Raw genomic sequence first — 15,960 nt, forward strand, 5'->3', positions numbered from 1 at the left:
GCTTGCTCTGTGAGACCGCCGACCATGTTCTCGAAGCGGCGGCTGAAACCGGGTCGATTCAACCGCAACGCGAATCGTAGCACTGTGCAAACCGGACGGGGTGCAAAACCCCGACTCGCTCTTTCACATGACGGTCGAATCCCGGCGTTTCGACCTTCCCTGTTCCTGCGATAGGTTACGCTGTTATGCGCGCGACTTTCCCTGTTCCGCGCGGGATCGTTTCTCTGTTATCGAATAACAGGGAAAGTGCCGACAAAGTACTGAATAAGTTAGATAAATTTACCTAAAAAGCCCCCAAAAACCGCCAAAACAGGCCCGGAAAAAAATTCTTTCCCTGTTCTTTCCCTGTTACCGCCCAATAACAGCGTAAACTGGCCGCCCAGCACCCCGGCGTCCGACCTCACCCCACCAGCAACCCGCACGTCTTGGTCAGCAACTCCGACGCCCGCCGCTCCACCCCGGCATCGAACCGCGCCGTCGGGATCGCGACGCTGAACGCGCCGAGCGTTTCGCCCTCGATGACAACCGCGCGGCCGATGCCCTGGATGCCCGGGGTATGCTCCTCGCGCGTGCGGGCGATGCCGGTGCGGCGGATCGTGGCGATCTCCCGGCGCAGATCTTCCGCGGCGGTGATCGTCGTGGGGGTGAAGGCGGCGCGATCGGTGTCGCGCAGATAAGTGTCGATCTCGGCGTCGGGCAGCGCGGCGAGGATCGCCTTGCCCGCGGCGAAGCCGTGCATCGGCGTGCGCGTCCCCATCTGCACTGCGTAGCGCAGCGCATGGTCGCTGGTCTCGGTGACGAGCGCCTCGACCTCCCAGTCGCGCCGCACGAAGAAGCTCGCGGTTTCGTTGAGCTGGACGCGTAGCGCCCGCACCAGCGGCGCGGCGCGCTCCTCGAGCGAGAAGCCGTGCGCGCGCGTCTTCAGCCGTTCGAGCCCCGGCCCGGGCGTGTAGCGCCGCCCGTCGCGCGCGAGATAGCCGCGATCGACCAGCGTGGTCAGCAGATAGGAAAGGCTGCTGACCGGGATGCCGAGCGCCGCGGCGATCTCCTGCGCGACCACCGGCCCGTCCCGCGCGACGACATATTCGATGATGTCGAGCGTCCGCAGCGCGGATTTGACGGGGGTTGAGGCAGCGTCGGACATGATGACGCTATAGCGCGCCCGTCACGCGCCGCCACCGCCCCCGTCTCGTCAAAGCCGTGCCGCCGCGATATCGGCGCCCTCGCGCAGGTTCCTGAGCTTCGCCCAGGTCACCGCCGGATCGATCTTGCCATAGCCGGCAAAGGTGCCGAAGCCGCAATCGGTGCTCGCCACCACCCGGTCCGCGCCGACGATTCCCGCGAACCGCTCGATCCGCTGCGCGATCAGCTCGGGATGCTCGAGATAGTTGGAGCAGGTGTCGATCAGGCCGGGCGCGAGGATCTTCCCCTCGGGCACCGTGGCATCGCGCCAGACGATCCATTCATGCTCGTGGCGCGGATTGGCCGCCTCGAACAGGATCGTCGCCGGCCGCGCCTTGAGCACGATCTGGACGATCCGCTCGAGCGGAATGTCATGGTCGTGCGGCCCCTCGTAATTGCCCCAGCAGACATGCATCCGCATCTTCTCGGGCGGGATATTGGCGGTGGCCGCGTTGAGCGCGTCCACATTCGCCTCGATCGCCTTGAGGAACTCCGCCTCGGACATTTCCTGATAGCCGGTGTGCCGCGCCATGGCGAGGTCTGGGCAGTCGAGCTGCAGCTCGAAACCGGCCTCGACGATCGCCTCATATTCGGGGCTCATCGCCGTCACCAGGTCAGCGAGATAGGCCTCGTGGCTGGGGTAATAGCGGTTGACCTGGAAGGCGGTGATCAGCCCCGGCGAGGCGGCGTTCATGAAGGCGCGGGTGCCCTCGCCATGCCGGTCGAGCGCGGTGCGGAAGCGCCTGATATCGTCATGGAGCGGCTGGAGGTTGACCAGCTTCACGGGCGCGATGCACGAGGCGCGGGTGAATTCCTGCGCGCCCATGATATGCGCCAGCTTCGCGCGCAATTCGGGCAGCGGCGCGAGATCGAGCGCCGGCTTGCGATCGGTATGGCCGCCAAACCCTTCGAGCCGCTCGATCATATAGGTCGAATAGCCGACCTTGCCGAGCTCGCCGTCGCTGACGATCGTCACCCCCGCCGCGACCTGCGCCGCGACCGCCGCATCGACCGCGGCCTGCACCACCTCGTCGAAGGCGATTTCGTCATAGGGCTCGCCATGGTCGCGGGCGAGCAGCAGGGGCGTCAGTTCGGGGCCGCGCGGCAGGCTGCCGACATGGGTCGTGGCGATCGTCATGCATATTCCCTTCGGCGTGTACGGGCGCGAACATGCCGATATTTCGCGATTGTGTATAGATCATATATGCGAATACTCGACGCTTGCCGGGCCTTGTCCCCCTCCCACTTGTGGGAGGGGTTAGGGGAGGGACTGTCCGCAAGCGCCCACCTCAGACAGGCCCTCCCCCGACCAAGCGGGAGGGGAGAAGGGTCCGCCTCAGGCGTCAGCGAAGGCGACAGCGTTGACGATGTGCGCCTGGGTATATTCGTGCAGGCCCGCCTCGCCCAGTTCCCCGCCCAGGCCCGATTGCTTGGCGCCGCGGAAGGGGATGTTGGCGTCGATCGCGAGATACTGGTTCACCCACACCGTGCCGCTGTCGATCCGCATCGCGACATCGGTCGCGCGGGCGACATCCTTGCCCCACACGGTGCCGCCCAGCCCGTAATCCGAATCATTGGCGCGGCGGATCACGTCATCGATATCGGTATATTTGAGCACCGGCAGCACCGGCCCGAATTGCTCCTCGCGCACCAGCGGCGCATCGTCGTCGAGGTCGCGGACGATCGTCGGCGGGATGAAATAGCCCGGCCGGTCGAGCGCCGTGCCCCCGGCGAGGATCGTGCCCCGCGTCCGCGCGTCGTCGAGCAGCGCCTTCACCTTCTCGAACTGCATCTTGTTCTGGATCGGCCCGACCGTCGTGCCCTGCTTCGATCCGTCATCGACCACTGCCTCCTTGGCGAGCAGCGCGAGTTCGTCGCAGAAATCGTCGTACATCGGCGCGGGCACATAGGCCCGCTTGATCGCCACGCAGATCTGGCCGGCATTGGCCATCGCCCCGCCATAGACCTTCCGCGCGACCTGCCGCGCATCGAGATCGTCGAGCACGATCGCCGCGTCATTGCCGCCAAGCTCCAGCGTCACGCGCTTCACGCCGGTGGCGGCCGAGGCCATCACCTTCTTGCCGGTCGCGGTCGATCCGGTAAACGCGACCTTGTCGACATCGGGATGGCTGGTCAGCAGGTCGCCGAGATCATTCTGGTCGCACACGATGTTGACGACGCCCCTGGGCAGGATCTCGCCGCAGAGTTCGCCGAACAGCAGGGATGTCAGCGGCGTGGTCGGCGCCGGCTTGGCGACCATGCAGTTGCCGGTGACGAGCGCCGGCCCGAGCTTGTTCATCAGCAGGATGATCGGGAAGTTCCACGGCGTGATCGCGGCGACCACGCCGAGCGGGGTGCGATGCTCGATGATCGTGTTGCCGCCTTCCTCGCGCAGCGTCTTTGGCTCGATCCGCATCGCGGCGAAGGCGCGGAGCGTGAAGACGCTGCCCATCACCTCATACATCGCCTGGTCGAGCGGCTTGCCCTGTTCGCTGGTCAGCAGGTTGGCGAATTCTCCCGCGCGCGTCTCCAGCGCATCGGCGAGCTTGCTCACCAGCGCCGCACGCTCCTCGATCGGCGTCGCTGACCATGCCGGGAAGGCGCGCTTCGCCGCGGCCACCGCGCGATCGATCAGCGCCGCATCGGCCTTGGGGCAGCGCGCAAAGGCGGCGCCGGTCGCTGGATCGATGACATCGAAGGTCGTGGCGCCATCCACCAATTCACCGTCAATCAGCATCCGGAAGTCACGGTCCATCATCGCTCTCCTCATTCGCGCGTAAATTCGCACTGGTCTTTAGCGCCGCATTGCGGAACAAGCGGCAATCGGCGCCATCGTGCGCTAAGGATACAATCTTGGCAAGGCAGCATCGGCCTTCATGAAACACGACCCCGAACTCGATTCGATCATCGGCTATCAGGTGCAGGTCGCCTATCTGCTGATGACCGCCGACGCCCGCCGCGTCCTCGAGCCGCAAGGCCTCACCCCCGCAAAGCTGACGGCGCTGATGCTGATCCGCGCCAATCCCGGCTGCGACCAGTCGGCGCTCGCCCGGGCGCTCAGCATCAACCGGTCGAGCGCGATGAAGCTGATCAACGGCCTCACCGCGCGCGGCCTGATCGAGCGCCGCGCCGGCCGCAACCTGCGCACCAACGCCCTGCACCTGGTGCCCGAGGGCGAGGAATGCCTGAAGGCGATGCTCACCGAACTGCGCGGCTCGGATCGCCGCATGACCGAGCGGCTGGACAGCAGCGAACGGGCGACGCTGACTGGCCTGCTGCGCAAGCTCGGCCCGGCGCGGGGCAAGCGGGGGCAGGAGAGCCCGGCCTAGACCGGCGAGTGTATTTGGCCACCGATGACGTTGCAGGCTTGCGCCAACTGTATCCTTAGCGCACATTCCTGATACGTCACGTGCAGGGGGCTTATGAGCGATCATCTGATTCTGGAGAAAACAGGGCAGGGGACCGATGTCCTTCCCCTCGACAGGTTGCTGCGTCCCCGCTCGGTCGCGATCATCGGCGCCTCGGACAAGCCGGGCGCGCTCGGCGCGTCGGTGCTCGCCAATCTCGTGCGCCAGGGCTTTGCCGGGCCGATCCACCTCGTCAATCCGAAGCGCGCCGAGATTGCCGGGCGGCCCTGCGTCGCGTCGGTCGACGACCTGCCTGAGGGGGTCGATGCCGCCATTCTCGCCATCCCGCGCGCCGGCGTGCTCGACGCGATTCGCGCCCTTGCCCGGCGCAAGGCCGGCGCGGTGGTCGTCTTCTCGGCCGGCTTCGCCGAGGATGGGCCGCAGGGCCTCGCTGATCAGCAGGAGATCGGCCGCATCGCCGCCGAGTCGGGGATGGTCGTCGAAGGCCCGAACTGCCTCGGCTTCGTCAATTTCGTCGATCGCATCTCGCTGACCTTCATCACCATGCCCGAGCCGCGCGCTGAGGGTGACCGGCGCGTCGGCATCGTCTCGCAATCCGGCGCGATGGCGGCGGTGCTGGCGACGACGATGATCGCCCGCGAGGTGCCGCTCAGCTTCTACATCTCGACCGGCAACGAGGCGGCGAGCGGTGCCGAGGATTATCTGGGCCACCTCGCCGCTGACCCTGACACGCACGTGATCGGCATGATCGTCGAGCACTTCCGCGCGCCGGCGCGCTTCCTCGCCGCGGCGCGGGCAGCGCGCGCCGCGGGCAAGGTGATCGTCCTTCTCCATCCCGGGCGCAGCGCGGCGGGCGCGGCGAGTGCCGCGACTCATACCGGTGCGATGGCGGGCGACTATGCGGTGATGCGCGTCCAGGCCGAACATGCCGGCGTGATCGTCGTCGATTCGCTCGAAGAGCTGGGCGACGTGGTCGAAATCGTCGCCCGCTGCACCGAGATGCCCGCCGGCGGCACCGGCGTGCTCGCTGAATCGGGTGCGTTCAAGGCAATGATGCTCGATCTCGCCGAGGATATCGGCCTGGAGCTGCCCGTACTGGGCGACGCCGACAGCCCGGCGCTGCGTGCTGCGCTCCCGGATTTCGTGCCGGTATCCAACCCGCTCGACGTGACCGCGCAGGGCCTGGTCGACCCCGGGCTCTATGGCCGGACGGTCGATGCGCTGATGGGTGATGCGCGCATCGGGGTGATCGTGATTGCGCTCATCCAGACCGAGACCAGCACCTCGCATATCAAGTTCGACGCCGTCTCGACCGCGCTCGAAGCCGGAACGACCAAGCCGGTGATCGTCGCCGGCGTCGATGAGGGCGGGCGGGTGCTCGACGAGGACATTGCCCGGTTGCGTGCCTTGAACATCCCCTATCTGCCGACCGCAGACCGCGCGATGCGGGCCGTCGCCCGGATCGTCCGGCGATCGCATGGCGATGTCGGTGCGACGGCGGTCAACGCGGCGGCGCTCGAGGGGCTGGTGACGGCCGGCGCGACGATCCCGGAATATCGCTCCAAGCAATTGCTCGGCGCGCGCGGCATCGCCTTCCCGCAATGGGCGCTCGCCATGACGGTCGAGGAAGCGACCGCGGCGGCCGACCGGCTCGGCTATCCGGTGGTCCTCAAGGCGCAGGCCGCCGCCCTGCCGCACAAGAGCGATGCGGGCGGCGTGATCGTCGGGCTCGCCGATGCGGCGGCGGTGGCGGCGGGCTGGGCCCGGCTCCACGCCAATCTCGCGAGCGCGCGGCCGGGGCTCGCGCTCGATGGCGTGCTGGTCGAGGCAATGGCCGAGCGCGGCATCGAACTCATCGTCGGCGCGCGCAACGATCCGGCCTGGGGCCCGGTGATCCTGGTCGGCTTTGGCGGCGTTGCCGCCGAGCTTCTCCACGATGTGCGGCTGCTCCCCGCGGGCCTGTCGGCGGACGAGATCATCGCCGAGATCCGCCGGTTGCGCATGGCGCCCTTGCTCGACGGCTTTCGCGGCGCTGAGCGCATGGACGTCGCCGCGGTCGCCGCGATCGTCCAGGCGCTCGGCGCCGTCGTCGCGGCCACGCCCCTCATTCGCGAGATCGATCTCAATCCGGTGATCGTCTATCCCGAAGGGCGCGGCGCCCTGGCGCTAGACGCGCTCATCTCGACCTGATGCTTATACTCCCCTCCCGCAAGCGGGAGGGGAATAGGTCTCCGTATCAGGCGCTCGCCTTCGACAGGTCATAAGCCCCAAGCCCCGGCTTGTAGCTCTTTTCGTCGATGAACTGGCGGATGCCTTCCTTGCGGCCGTCGCTCTTGTCGTGGAAGTTGGCTGCCTCCTGCATGCGCACGAGATAGTCCTCCGCCTCGTCATAGGTCATCGTGCCGACGCGGCGGATGGCGTCCTTGGCGAATTTGAGCGCAACCGGGTTCTTCGTCAGCAGCAGCTGGGCGACCTCGCGGACGCGCGCCTCGAGCCGGTCGAGCGGCACGCTCTCATTGACCAGCCGCCACTCGGCCGCCTTCCTGCCGTCGATCAGTTCGCCGGTCAGAGTCAGCCACATCGCATCGCGCATTGCGAGCAGGTCGACCACGACCTTCGTCACGCCGCCGCCCGGCAATATGCCCCAGTTGATCTCGCTCAGCCCGAATTTCGCATCGTCGGCGGTGATCGCCAGGTCGCAGGCGAACAGCGGGCCGAAGCCGCCGCCGAAACACCAGCCATTGACCATCGCGATCGTCGGCTTCTGGAACCAGCGCAGCCGGCGGAACCAGCCATAGCTTTCGCGCTGCGACTTGCGCACGCCCTTCAGTCCCTGCGCCTCGGTCTCGCGGAAATATTCCTTGAGGTCCATGCCCGCCGACCAGGCCGTGCCTTCACCGCCGAGCACGAGCACGCCGACATCGTCCCGAAATTCGAGCTCGTCGAGTACCTCGGCCATGCGCCGGTTGAGCGTGGGACTCATCGCATTGCGCTTCTCCGGGCGAGAAAAATACACCCAGGCGATGCGATCCTCGACCCGGTATTTCACAACATCGAGTTCACTCATGCCTTCTCCCTCCCTGGCTGCAGCGCCTGTTCTGTATCATAGGCGTACAATAGCGGCGCCTGAGCCGCAAGCGGGAACCTGCCGGACGGCTCCTCGCTACGGCCGATACGCGACGGGCAGGGTACCGGTCCCAAATGCTCGCTCGGCGAGAATTGGCTGGCGACGATAGGTGTCCAGCGGCAGTCGTCCCGATCTTGTCAGATCATGGCCTGAAGCTCAGCGCCCCCCGGCGTTCGCTGAATCTCCAGCCCTCCGGCGTCAGGGCGAAGCGATCCCGATACTCCCCGACCAGCGGAGCCCCCGCCACCGGCAGGCCGTCTTCGACGATGGCGCCGGTGAACAGCAGGATCATGCTGAAGGCGCTGGCGGACATCGCGTCCTCGACGGTCACGACGATATTGCCGACGATGTGCCTGCTCACCCGCGGCGGGCGTGAGAAGAAAGAGGCGAGCAGGGCCTCGCGCCCGATGATGGGCGCGTCGGGCGCGGTCGGCCGCGTCATCAGCCCGTCGTCCGTATAGAGCGCGACGACCTCTTCCCATCGCGCCTGGTCGTTGAGCACCGCATAATGGTTGATGAGCCGGGTGCAGTCCCACTCGATGGCGCGGCGTTCGTCCGATGTCATCCGCTTTCCCCCGTCGTTCTCCGGCGCCGGACTTGCCGGTGCTCGTTTCGGCCGACAATCACCGCGAACATGCCCCTTGTCACCATCCGGTCAAGGTCGTACAAATTCACTATAGTGAAATATTCATATCCGAGAACAGAAAAAATGCCGGGAAACGCGACGCCCCGCGGTGGCGGTGAGGAATTGAGGCAATGACCGCAGGCGACATCCACGCCCACATGGCCGAGCTGGACGATATTCCCGGAACGCTCATCTTCACCGCCACCCGCGCGCGGCAGGGCTATCACCTGAACCAGTTCGCGATGACCCTGATGAAGGCCGAGAATCGCGACCGGTTCCGCAGCGACGAACGTGCCTATCTGGACGAGTGGCCGATGACCGAGGCGCAGAAACAGGCAGTGCTCGATCGCGACTTCAACACCTGCCTGTCGCTCGGCGGCAACATCTATTTCCTGGCAAAGCTGATCTCCACCGACGGCAAGAGCGTTGCCCAGGGAGTCAGCACCATGACCGATATGAGCTTCGAGGATTATACTGCGATGATGGTTGCTGGCGGCCGCTCGCCCGAGGGTCTTCGTTCGATTCGGGAGAAGAGGTGATGGCACGGATCACCGCCGGCGTAGCCTGCAGCCACATTCCCGCGCTGGGCGTCGCGGTCGATCTCGGCAAGACCGGGGAGGCCTATTGGGCGCCTGCCTTTGCGGGCTTCGACTGGACCAGGGCGTGGGAGAAGCGGGAAAAGCCCGATGTCGTGATCCTGGTCTATAACGATCACGCGACTGCGTTCGACATGAAGATCATCCCGTCCTTCGCGATCGGCTGCGCCGAGGAATTCAAGCCGGCCGACGAGGGGTGGGGGCCGCGCAAGGTGCCGGTGGTGAAGGGCCATCCCGATCTTGCCTGGCATATCGCGCAGAGCCTGATCCTCGACGAATTCGACATGACGATCATCAACGAGATGGATGTCGATCACGGCCTGACCGTGCCCTTGTCGATGATGTTCGGCCAGCCCGAGGAATGGCCGTGCAAGGTGATTCCGCTCGCGGTCAACGTCGTCACCTATCCGCCGCCCTCGGGCAATCGCTGCTGGGCGCTCGGCGAGGCGATCGCCCGCGCGGTGGAGAGCTTCCCGGAGGATCTGAACGTCCAGGTGTGGGGCACGGGCGGCATGAGCCACCAGCTCCAGGGCCCGCGCGCCGGGCTGATCAATGCCGAGTGGGACAACCGCTTCCTCGACGGCCTCGTCGGCGACAGCGACGCGCTGCGCTATATCCCGCATATCGAATATCTGCGCGAAACCGGCAGCGAGGGCATCGAGATGGTGATGTGGCTCGTCATGCGCGGCGCGCTCGGCAAGGCGACCCGGATGCTCCACCGCCATTATCACGTCCCCGCCAGCAATACCGCCGTCGGCCATATCGTGCTCGAGCCGGTCAGTGGCGACCATCATGACAGGGCCAGCGATGCCGGCCAGGCGATCGCGGCGGAATGATGATCGTCGATCGGATAGCCCAGGCGCTGGCCGCCATGCGCTACCCGGAAGGCGCGACCGCTGGCGCGGACTGGCGCGCGCTGCGCGGCGAAGCGGTCGCGATCCTCGACACGCTCGCCGCCTGTCCTGCGGCGGAGCGCCTCATCGACGCCGCTGAGCCCCGCCGCCACAACGGTCGGGCAGCGAACGACTAGGACCTTCTGCTGCAGCTTCCACCCTCGATTCAACACGATAGCGGGCCGGGATAGGGCGGTCGGACGATATGCCTTCGCTGGATGCGGCGATCAGCCGGCCAGGTCTGTCGCGGGGACAGCCAGCATCGCGTCGGGCCGGGCCAGGACCACCAGCCGGATACCAGCCGCGCGCGCGCGCTCGATCGCCAAGCTGGTCGGTGCTGAAATCGTCACGAGGAGCGGACAGCCGGCAAGCGCTGCTTTTTCGACCAGCTCGTACGAGCATCGCGACGACAGGAGCGCGAAGCCGCCGGCCCAGCCCCGGCCGGTGCGCGCCATCGCGCCGATCAGCTTGTCGAAGGCGTTGTGGCGGCCGATATCCTCGCGCACCAGAAGCACGGCGCCGTCGGCGGAGCACAGGGCGGCAGCATGCACCGAGCCCGTCTCGCGATTGAGCGGCTGCAGGTCGCCGAGTCGGGCAAGGGCAGTGAAGATCGCCGCGTCCCCGGCGTCGCTCGTCGCGCTGATCCGGGGCAGCGGGCGTAGCGCCTGTTCCAGATTCTCGATCCCGCATAGTCCGCATGAGGAATCCGATACCCGGTGGCGGACGCGGCCGAGCAACGCCTCGGTGCGCGTTTGGGCCAGGGTGACCCTGAGGATATGTCCGGTGTCCGAAACATGATGGTCGATCGCCAGGATGTCGCCCGCGTCCCCGACCAGCCTCTCGGAAAGTGCGAAGCCGGTCGCGAAATCCTCCAGCTCGGCGGGGCTGGCCATCATCACTGCATAGCCGATCCCGTTGAACTCGATCGAGATGGGCGCTTCCACCGCGACTGACCGCGATATCTCGCTCTTTTCTCCGTCGGGCGCGATCCGGGCGAAGTCGACCGGCTTGCCGGTCTCGTTCATCCCGCGTCCGACGCGGGCGCGCCGTCAGCGTTGGCCTTGAAATCGGTGGCTGGGGTCTGTGACGGTGCCTCGCCCTTGTCGCGCAGCATGGTGACGGCACGCCGGGCGATATCGTTCAGGCCTGCACCGCCCTGGTCGACATAGGCGATGATCTGGGCGCACATCCGCGGATCCCAGAAATGCCAGAGATGATCCCAGGTCGCCGTCGCAGGATCGGCATCGCGCTGGTTGCCGAACTCGGTCGCGATCTGGTTCGTCATCCGCACCAGCTTGTCGATCGTCCCGCTCATTCGGCGGCGACCGCCTCGATCCGGCGCGAGCGGCGCGAGCGCGCCTCATAGCGCTCCTGCCAGTCGGTCGGCCCGTTCGACCTGCCGACCTGCACCGCCGTCACCTTGTATTCGGGACAATTGGTCGCCCAGTCCGAATTGTCGGTGGTGACGACGTTCGCCTGGGTGCTCGGGTGATGGAAGGTGGTGTAGACTACCCCCGGCGCCACCCGGTCAGTGATCAGCGCGCGCAGCGACGTGTCGCCCGCGCGGCTCACGACCTTCACCCAGTCCCCGTCGACGATGCCGCGCTGTTCGGCGTCGTGCGGATGAATCTCGAGCCGGTCCTCCTCGTGCCAGCGGCTGTTCTCGGTACGCCTGGTCTGCGCGCCGACATTATATTGGCTGAGGATCCGCCCCGTCGTTAGCAGAAGCGGGAAGCGCGGGCCGGTGCGCTCCTCGGTCGCGACATATTCGGTCCGGACGAATTTGCCGAGCCCGCGCGCGAAACCGCCGATATGCATCACCGGCGTGCCCTGGGGCGCCTTCTCGTTGCACGGCCATTGGATCGAGCCGAGCTCCTCGAGCCGGGCGAAGGAGACGCCGGCGAAGGTAGGCGTCACGGCGGCGATCTCGTCCATGATCTCGGAGGCATGGCTATACTTCATGTCGCAGCCCAGCGCGCGGGCGAGCAGCTGGGTGACCTCCCAATCCTCATACCCGTTCCTGGGCTGCATCACCTTGCGGACCATCTGGATGCGGCGCTCGGTATTGGTGAAGGTGCCGTTCTTCTCGAGGAAGGTCGATCCGGGCAGGAAGACATGCGCGTAATTGGCGGTCTCGTTGAGGAACAGGTCGTGCACCACGACGCATTCCATCGCGGCAAGCCCGGCCGAGACATGATGCGTGTCGGGGTCCGACTGAAGGATGTCCTCGCCCTGGATGTACAACGCCTTGAAGGTACCATCGACCGCCGCGTCGAGCATGTTGGGGATACGCAAGCCGGGCTCGCGATCGATCTCGACACCCCAGAGATCCCTGAACATCTCGCGCGCTGCGTCGTCCGAGACGTGGCGATAGCCCGATAGCTCATGGGGGAAGCTGCCCATGTCGCATGAGCCCTGGACGTTGTTCTGGCCGCGCAAGGGGTTCACGCCGACGCCGTCGCGGCCGAGATTGCCCGTCGCCATGGCGAGGTTGGCGATGGCGAGCACGGTGGTCGATCCCTGGCTGTGCTCAGTCACGCCAAGACCGTAATAGATCGCGCCATTGCCGCCCGTCGCATAGAGCCGCGCCGCTGCGCGCAGATTAGCGGCGGGCACCTGAGTCATCAGCTCGGTCGCCTCGGGGCTGTGGCGCGGCTCGGCGACGAACTCGGCCCAGTCCTCGAACTCGGACCAGTCGCAGCGCGTGCGCACGAACTCTTCGTCGACCAGCCCCTCGGTGACGATGACATGCGCCATTGCGGTCAGCACGGCGACATTGGTGCCGGGGCGGAGCGCGAGATGCTCGGCCGCTTCGATATGGGGTGAACGGACGATGTCCGTGCGGCGCGGGTCGATCACGATCAGCTGCGCGCCCTGGCGCAGACGGCGCTTCAGCCGGCTGGCGAAGACCGGATGGCCGTCGGTCGGGTTGGCGCCGATGATGACGACGACATCGGCCGCCATCACGCTGTCGAAATCCTGGGTACCGGCCGAGGTGCCGAAGGCGGTCTTCAGCCCATAGCCGGTCGGCGAATGGCAGACCCGCGCGCAGGTATCGACATTGTTGTTGCCGAAGCCGGCGCGGATCAGCTTCTGGACGAGGAACGTCTCCTCATTGGTGCACCGGCTCGACGTGATGCCGCCGACCGAGCGCTTGCCGTACGTCGACTGAATGCGCCGGAATTCGGCGGCGGTATGCGCGATCGCCTCGTCCCAGCTCACTTCGCGCCACGGCTCGTCGATCGAGGCGCGGATCATCGGATTGAGGATGCGCTCCTTGTGGTTGGCATAGCCCCAGGCGAACCGGCCCTTGACGCAGCTATGCCCGCGATTGGCCTTGCCCTCCTTCCACGGCACCATGCGGACGAGCTCCTCGCCGCGCATCTCGGCGCGGAAGGTGCAGCCGACGCCGCAATAGGCGCAGGTGGTGATGGTCGCGGTGTCTGGCGTGCCGATCTCGACGACCTTCTTCTCGATCAGAGTCGCGGTCGGGCAGGCCTGGACGCAGGCGCCGCACGAGACGCATTCGCTGGAGAAGAAATCCTGGCCCTGGCTGGCCGAGACCTTCGAGCCGAAGCCCATCCCCTCGATCGTCAACGCGAAGGTGCCTTGCACTTCGTCGCACGCGCGCACGCAGCGCGAGCAGACGATGCATTTCGACGGGTCGAAATCGAAATAAGGGTTTGAGCTGTCCTTGGCCTGGCCAAGATGATTGGCCCCGGTCGTGCCGTATCGCACCTCGCGCAGGCCAACCGCGCCCGCCTGATCCTGCAGCTCGCAATCGCCATTGGCGGCACAGGTCAGGCAGTCGAGCGGATGATCGGAGATATAAAGCTCCATCACGCCGCGACGGAGTGTCTTGAGCTTCTCGGTCTGGGTGCGCACCACCATGCCGGGCATTACCGGCGTGGTGCAGGAAGCGGGATAGCCGGCGCGGCCTTCGACCTCGACGAGGCACAGCCGGCAGGAGCCGAACGCCTCGAGGCTGTCGGTCGCGCAGAGCTTCGGGATGCTGGTTCCCATCAGCGACGCGGCGCGCATTACTGACGTGCCTTCGGGCACCTCGATCGCCTGCCCGTCGATGGTGAGCGACACCATCGGGCCGGTGACGGGGGCGGGCCTGGTGCCCAGATCGATTTCGCCGCGCCATGCCATGATGCTTACTCCGCCGCGACCGCGAGCGCCCGCGCGCCGCCGAAATCTTCAGGGAAATGATCGAGCGCGCTCAACACCGGGTAAGGGGTAAAACCACCCAGCGCGCAGAGCGATCCGAATCGCATCGTCTCGCAGAGATCGCGCAGGATCTCGATATTGTCGTCGATCCGCTCGCCCGCGATGATCCGGTCGACCGTCTCGACCCCGCGGGTCGATCCGATCCGGCACGGCGTGCATTTGCCGCAGCTCTCGACCGCGCAGAACTCCATCGCGAAACGCGCCATCCTCGCCATGTCGACGCTGTCGTCGAACACGGTGATACCGGCATGGCCGATCAGCCCGCCCGCCGCGGTGAAGGCTTCGTAGTCGAAGGGCAGGTGAAACATCGACGGCGGGAAATAGGCGCCGAGTGGTCCGCCGACCTGCACCGCACGCACTGGCCGGCCGCTCTCGGTGCCGCCGCCGATGTCGTTGACCAGTTCGCCGAGCGTCACGCCGAAACCGACCTCGTAAAGGCCGCCATTGCGGACATTGCCGGCAAGCTGCACCGGCATCGTCCCGCGCGACCGGCCAAAACCGACCTCGGCATAGGCCTGCGCGCCGTTCGCCAGGATAAAGGGCACAGCGGCAAGGCTCAGCACATTGTTGATGACGGTCGGCTTGCCGAACAGCCCCGCGATTGCAGGGAGCGGCGGCTTGGCGCGGACCTGGCCGCGCTTGCCCTCGATCGACTCGAGCAGAGCCGTCTCCTCGCCGCAGACATACGCGCCGGCGCCGACGCGCACTTCCAGGGTGAAGGGGGCAATGCGCGCCGCCGAGCGGGCAATCGCCTCGCGCATCGTCGCGACGGCGAACGGATATTCCGAACGGATATAGACATAGCCATGCCCCGCGCCGACCGCATGTCCGGCGATCGCCATGCCTTCGATCAGGCAATAGGGATCGCCCTCCATCAGCATGCGGTCAGCGAAGGTGCCGCTATCGCCCTCGTCGGCATTGCAGACGATGAACTTCTCGGTGCCTTTCGCATCGAGCACTGTCTGCCACTTGATGCCCGCAGGGAAGCCGGCGCCGCCCCGCCCGCGCAGGCCGCTATCCTTGACGATCGCGACGACCGCCGCCGGCGAAAGCGCCAGGGCTGCGTCGAGCCCGGCCCAGCCGCCATGCGCCGCATAGCCGGCGAGATCGAGCGGGTCGATCACGCCGCAGCGGGCAAAGGTGAAGCGCCGTTGCGTGGCAAAGAAGGGCAGGTCGGCGATCCTGCCGAGGCGGTTCGGGTGGCTGCCGTCGAGCACGGCGGCGACATCGCCGGCTGTAACCGGGCCATAAGCGATTCGTCCTTCCGGCGTTTCGACTTCGACCAGGGGCTCGATCCGGAACAGGCCGTGGCTGCCGGTGGGGACGACCTCGCTGCCAGCAGCCGCGAACGCCGCGGCGACATCGTCAGCACCGAGCGCGACCGAGGCCATGTCGCGGCTGATGAACACGCGGGTCATGCCGCCACCTGCGCAGCGAGGCGGTCGAGCTTCGCGCCGTCGATCCGTGAGACCGGCACGCCATCGACCATTGCGTTGGGCCCGATCGCGCACAGGCCCAGGCAGTAGACCGGCTCGAGCGTCACCCGGCCATCGGCGCTGGTCGCGCCCATCGCGACGCCCAGCCGTTCGACCGCTGCCTGCTCGATCGCCCGGCCGCCGCGCGCCTGGCAGCTCTCGGCGCGGCAGAGCTTCACCACGTGGCGACCGGCCGGCCGACGGCGAAAGTCGTGATAGAAGGTGACGACGCCGTGTACATCGGCCCGGCTGAGATTCAGCGCCTCGGCGACATGCGGCACCAGCGCATCGTCGATATAACCGAACGCGTCCTGCAACGCGTGAAGCAGCGGCAACAACGCGCCGCGCGCATCGGCGTCGCCGGGCAGGAAGCGTGCTACCGCCTCGGTATAGGCGGAAGGGCCGACAACCTCGTCCGCGCCCGATCTCTCTGTCTCGGTATCAGTCCTCATCGACGGCGA

Annotated in this window: 15 protein-coding genes; 5 read left to right on the forward strand and 10 right to left on the reverse strand. The window is 66.7% G+C overall.

Annotated elements, in window-relative coordinates; translation table 11 throughout:
• Positions 1-400: 400 nt before the first annotated feature.
• The 3 genes from ABD050_RS16810 to ABD050_RS16820 form a co-directional block, all read right to left on the reverse strand.
• A complete protein-coding gene (locus tag ABD050_RS16810) occupies positions 401-1,144 on the reverse strand; it encodes an IclR family transcriptional regulator (RefSeq protein ID WP_343890645.1) in 744 nt (247 codons plus the stop codon).
• 48 nt (positions 1,145-1,192) lie between these two features.
• The gene (locus ABD050_RS16815; protein WP_343890646.1) at positions 1,193-2,320 is read right to left on the reverse strand and encodes a cobalamin-independent methionine synthase II family protein; all 1,128 of its coding nucleotides are present in this window, start codon (positions 2,318-2,320) and stop codon (positions 1,193-1,195) included.
• Between the two features lie 198 nt (positions 2,321-2,518).
• Positions 2,519-3,937, reverse strand: coding sequence for an aldehyde dehydrogenase family protein (locus ABD050_RS16820; RefSeq protein ID WP_343890647.1), 1,419 nt, complete (start codon positions 3,935-3,937; stop codon positions 2,519-2,521).
• A 121-nt stretch (positions 3,938-4,058) separates the two neighbouring features.
• Here ABD050_RS16820 and ABD050_RS16825 point away from each other — a divergent pair, with 121 nt between their 5' ends.
• The gene (locus ABD050_RS16825; RefSeq protein WP_343890648.1) at positions 4,059-4,511 is read left to right on the forward strand and encodes a MarR family winged helix-turn-helix transcriptional regulator; all 453 of its coding nucleotides are present in this window, start codon (positions 4,059-4,061) and stop codon (positions 4,509-4,511) included.
• 93 nt (positions 4,512-4,604) lie between these two features.
• Positions 4,605-6,740 carry an acetate--CoA ligase family protein gene (locus tag ABD050_RS16830; protein WP_343890649.1) on the forward strand — a complete coding sequence of 712 codons (2,136 nt, stop codon included), beginning with the start codon at positions 4,605-4,607 and terminating at the stop codon, positions 6,738-6,740.
• A 46-nt stretch (positions 6,741-6,786) separates the two neighbouring features.
• On the opposite strand, the gene ABD050_RS16835 is transcribed toward ABD050_RS16830, so the two are convergent.
• Positions 6,787-7,617 (reverse strand): p-hydroxycinnamoyl CoA hydratase/lyase, encoded by an 831-nt coding sequence (locus ABD050_RS16835; RefSeq protein ID WP_343890650.1) that lies wholly within the window; start codon positions 7,615-7,617, stop codon positions 6,787-6,789.
• A 202-nt stretch (positions 7,618-7,819) separates the two neighbouring features.
• Positions 7,820-8,242 (reverse strand): nuclear transport factor 2 family protein, encoded by a 423-nt coding sequence (locus ABD050_RS16840; protein WP_343890651.1) that lies wholly within the window; start codon positions 8,240-8,242, stop codon positions 7,820-7,822.
• 191 nt (positions 8,243-8,433) lie between these two features.
• Here ABD050_RS16840 and ligA point away from each other — a divergent pair, with 191 nt between their 5' ends.
• The 3 genes from ligA to ABD050_RS16855 are packed head-to-tail and all read left to right on the forward strand — an operon-like array spanning position 8,434 to position 9,928.
• Positions 8,434-8,841: a protocatechuate 4,5-dioxygenase subunit alpha gene (gene ligA, locus ABD050_RS16845; RefSeq protein WP_343890652.1), complete on the forward strand. Its 408-nt coding sequence runs from the start codon at positions 8,434-8,436 to the stop codon at positions 8,839-8,841.
• Entirely contained in the window at positions 8,841-9,734 is an 894-nt protein-coding gene (locus ABD050_RS16850) for a class III extradiol dioxygenase subunit beta (RefSeq protein WP_343890653.1), read from the forward strand. Before ligA ends, ABD050_RS16850 begins: the two co-directional genes overlap by 1 nt.
• Positions 9,731-9,928, forward strand: coding sequence for a hypothetical protein (locus ABD050_RS16855; protein ID WP_343890654.1), 198 nt, complete (start codon positions 9,731-9,733; stop codon positions 9,926-9,928). The genes ABD050_RS16850 and ABD050_RS16855 overlap by 4 nt, the downstream gene beginning before the upstream one ends.
• A gap of 90 nt (positions 9,929-10,018) precedes the next feature.
• Here the strand turns inward: ABD050_RS16855 and fdhD are convergent, their stop codons facing one another.
• The 5 genes from fdhD to ABD050_RS16880 are packed head-to-tail and all read right to left on the reverse strand — an operon-like array spanning position 10,019 to position 15,951.
• Positions 10,019-10,816, reverse strand: coding sequence for a formate dehydrogenase accessory sulfurtransferase FdhD (gene fdhD, locus ABD050_RS16860; RefSeq protein ID WP_343890655.1), 798 nt, complete (start codon positions 10,814-10,816; stop codon positions 10,019-10,021).
• Positions 10,813-11,106, reverse strand: coding sequence for a formate dehydrogenase subunit delta (locus ABD050_RS16865; protein WP_343890656.1), 294 nt, complete (start codon positions 11,104-11,106; stop codon positions 10,813-10,815). The genes fdhD and ABD050_RS16865 overlap by 4 nt, the downstream gene beginning before the upstream one ends.
• Entirely contained in the window at positions 11,103-13,946 is a 2,844-nt protein-coding gene (fdhF, locus tag ABD050_RS16870; protein WP_343890657.1) for a formate dehydrogenase subunit alpha, read from the reverse strand. The genes ABD050_RS16865 and fdhF overlap by 4 nt, the downstream gene beginning before the upstream one ends.
• A 5-nt stretch (positions 13,947-13,951) precedes the next feature.
• A complete protein-coding gene (locus tag ABD050_RS16875; protein WP_343890658.1) occupies positions 13,952-15,442 on the reverse strand; it encodes an NADH-ubiquinone oxidoreductase-F iron-sulfur binding region domain-containing protein in 1,491 nt (496 codons plus the stop codon).
• On the reverse strand, positions 15,439-15,951 hold the full coding sequence (locus tag ABD050_RS16880; RefSeq protein ID WP_343890659.1) for a formate dehydrogenase subunit gamma: 513 nt from the start codon (positions 15,949-15,951) through the stop codon (positions 15,439-15,441). The genes ABD050_RS16875 and ABD050_RS16880 overlap by 4 nt, the downstream gene beginning before the upstream one ends.
• Positions 15,952-15,960: the final 9 nt, after the last annotated feature.

It is taken from the genome of Sphingomonas oligophenolica (genome assembly GCF_039522915.1).
Lineage (GTDB): Bacteria > Pseudomonadota > Alphaproteobacteria > Sphingomonadales > Sphingomonadaceae > Sphingomonas > Sphingomonas oligophenolica.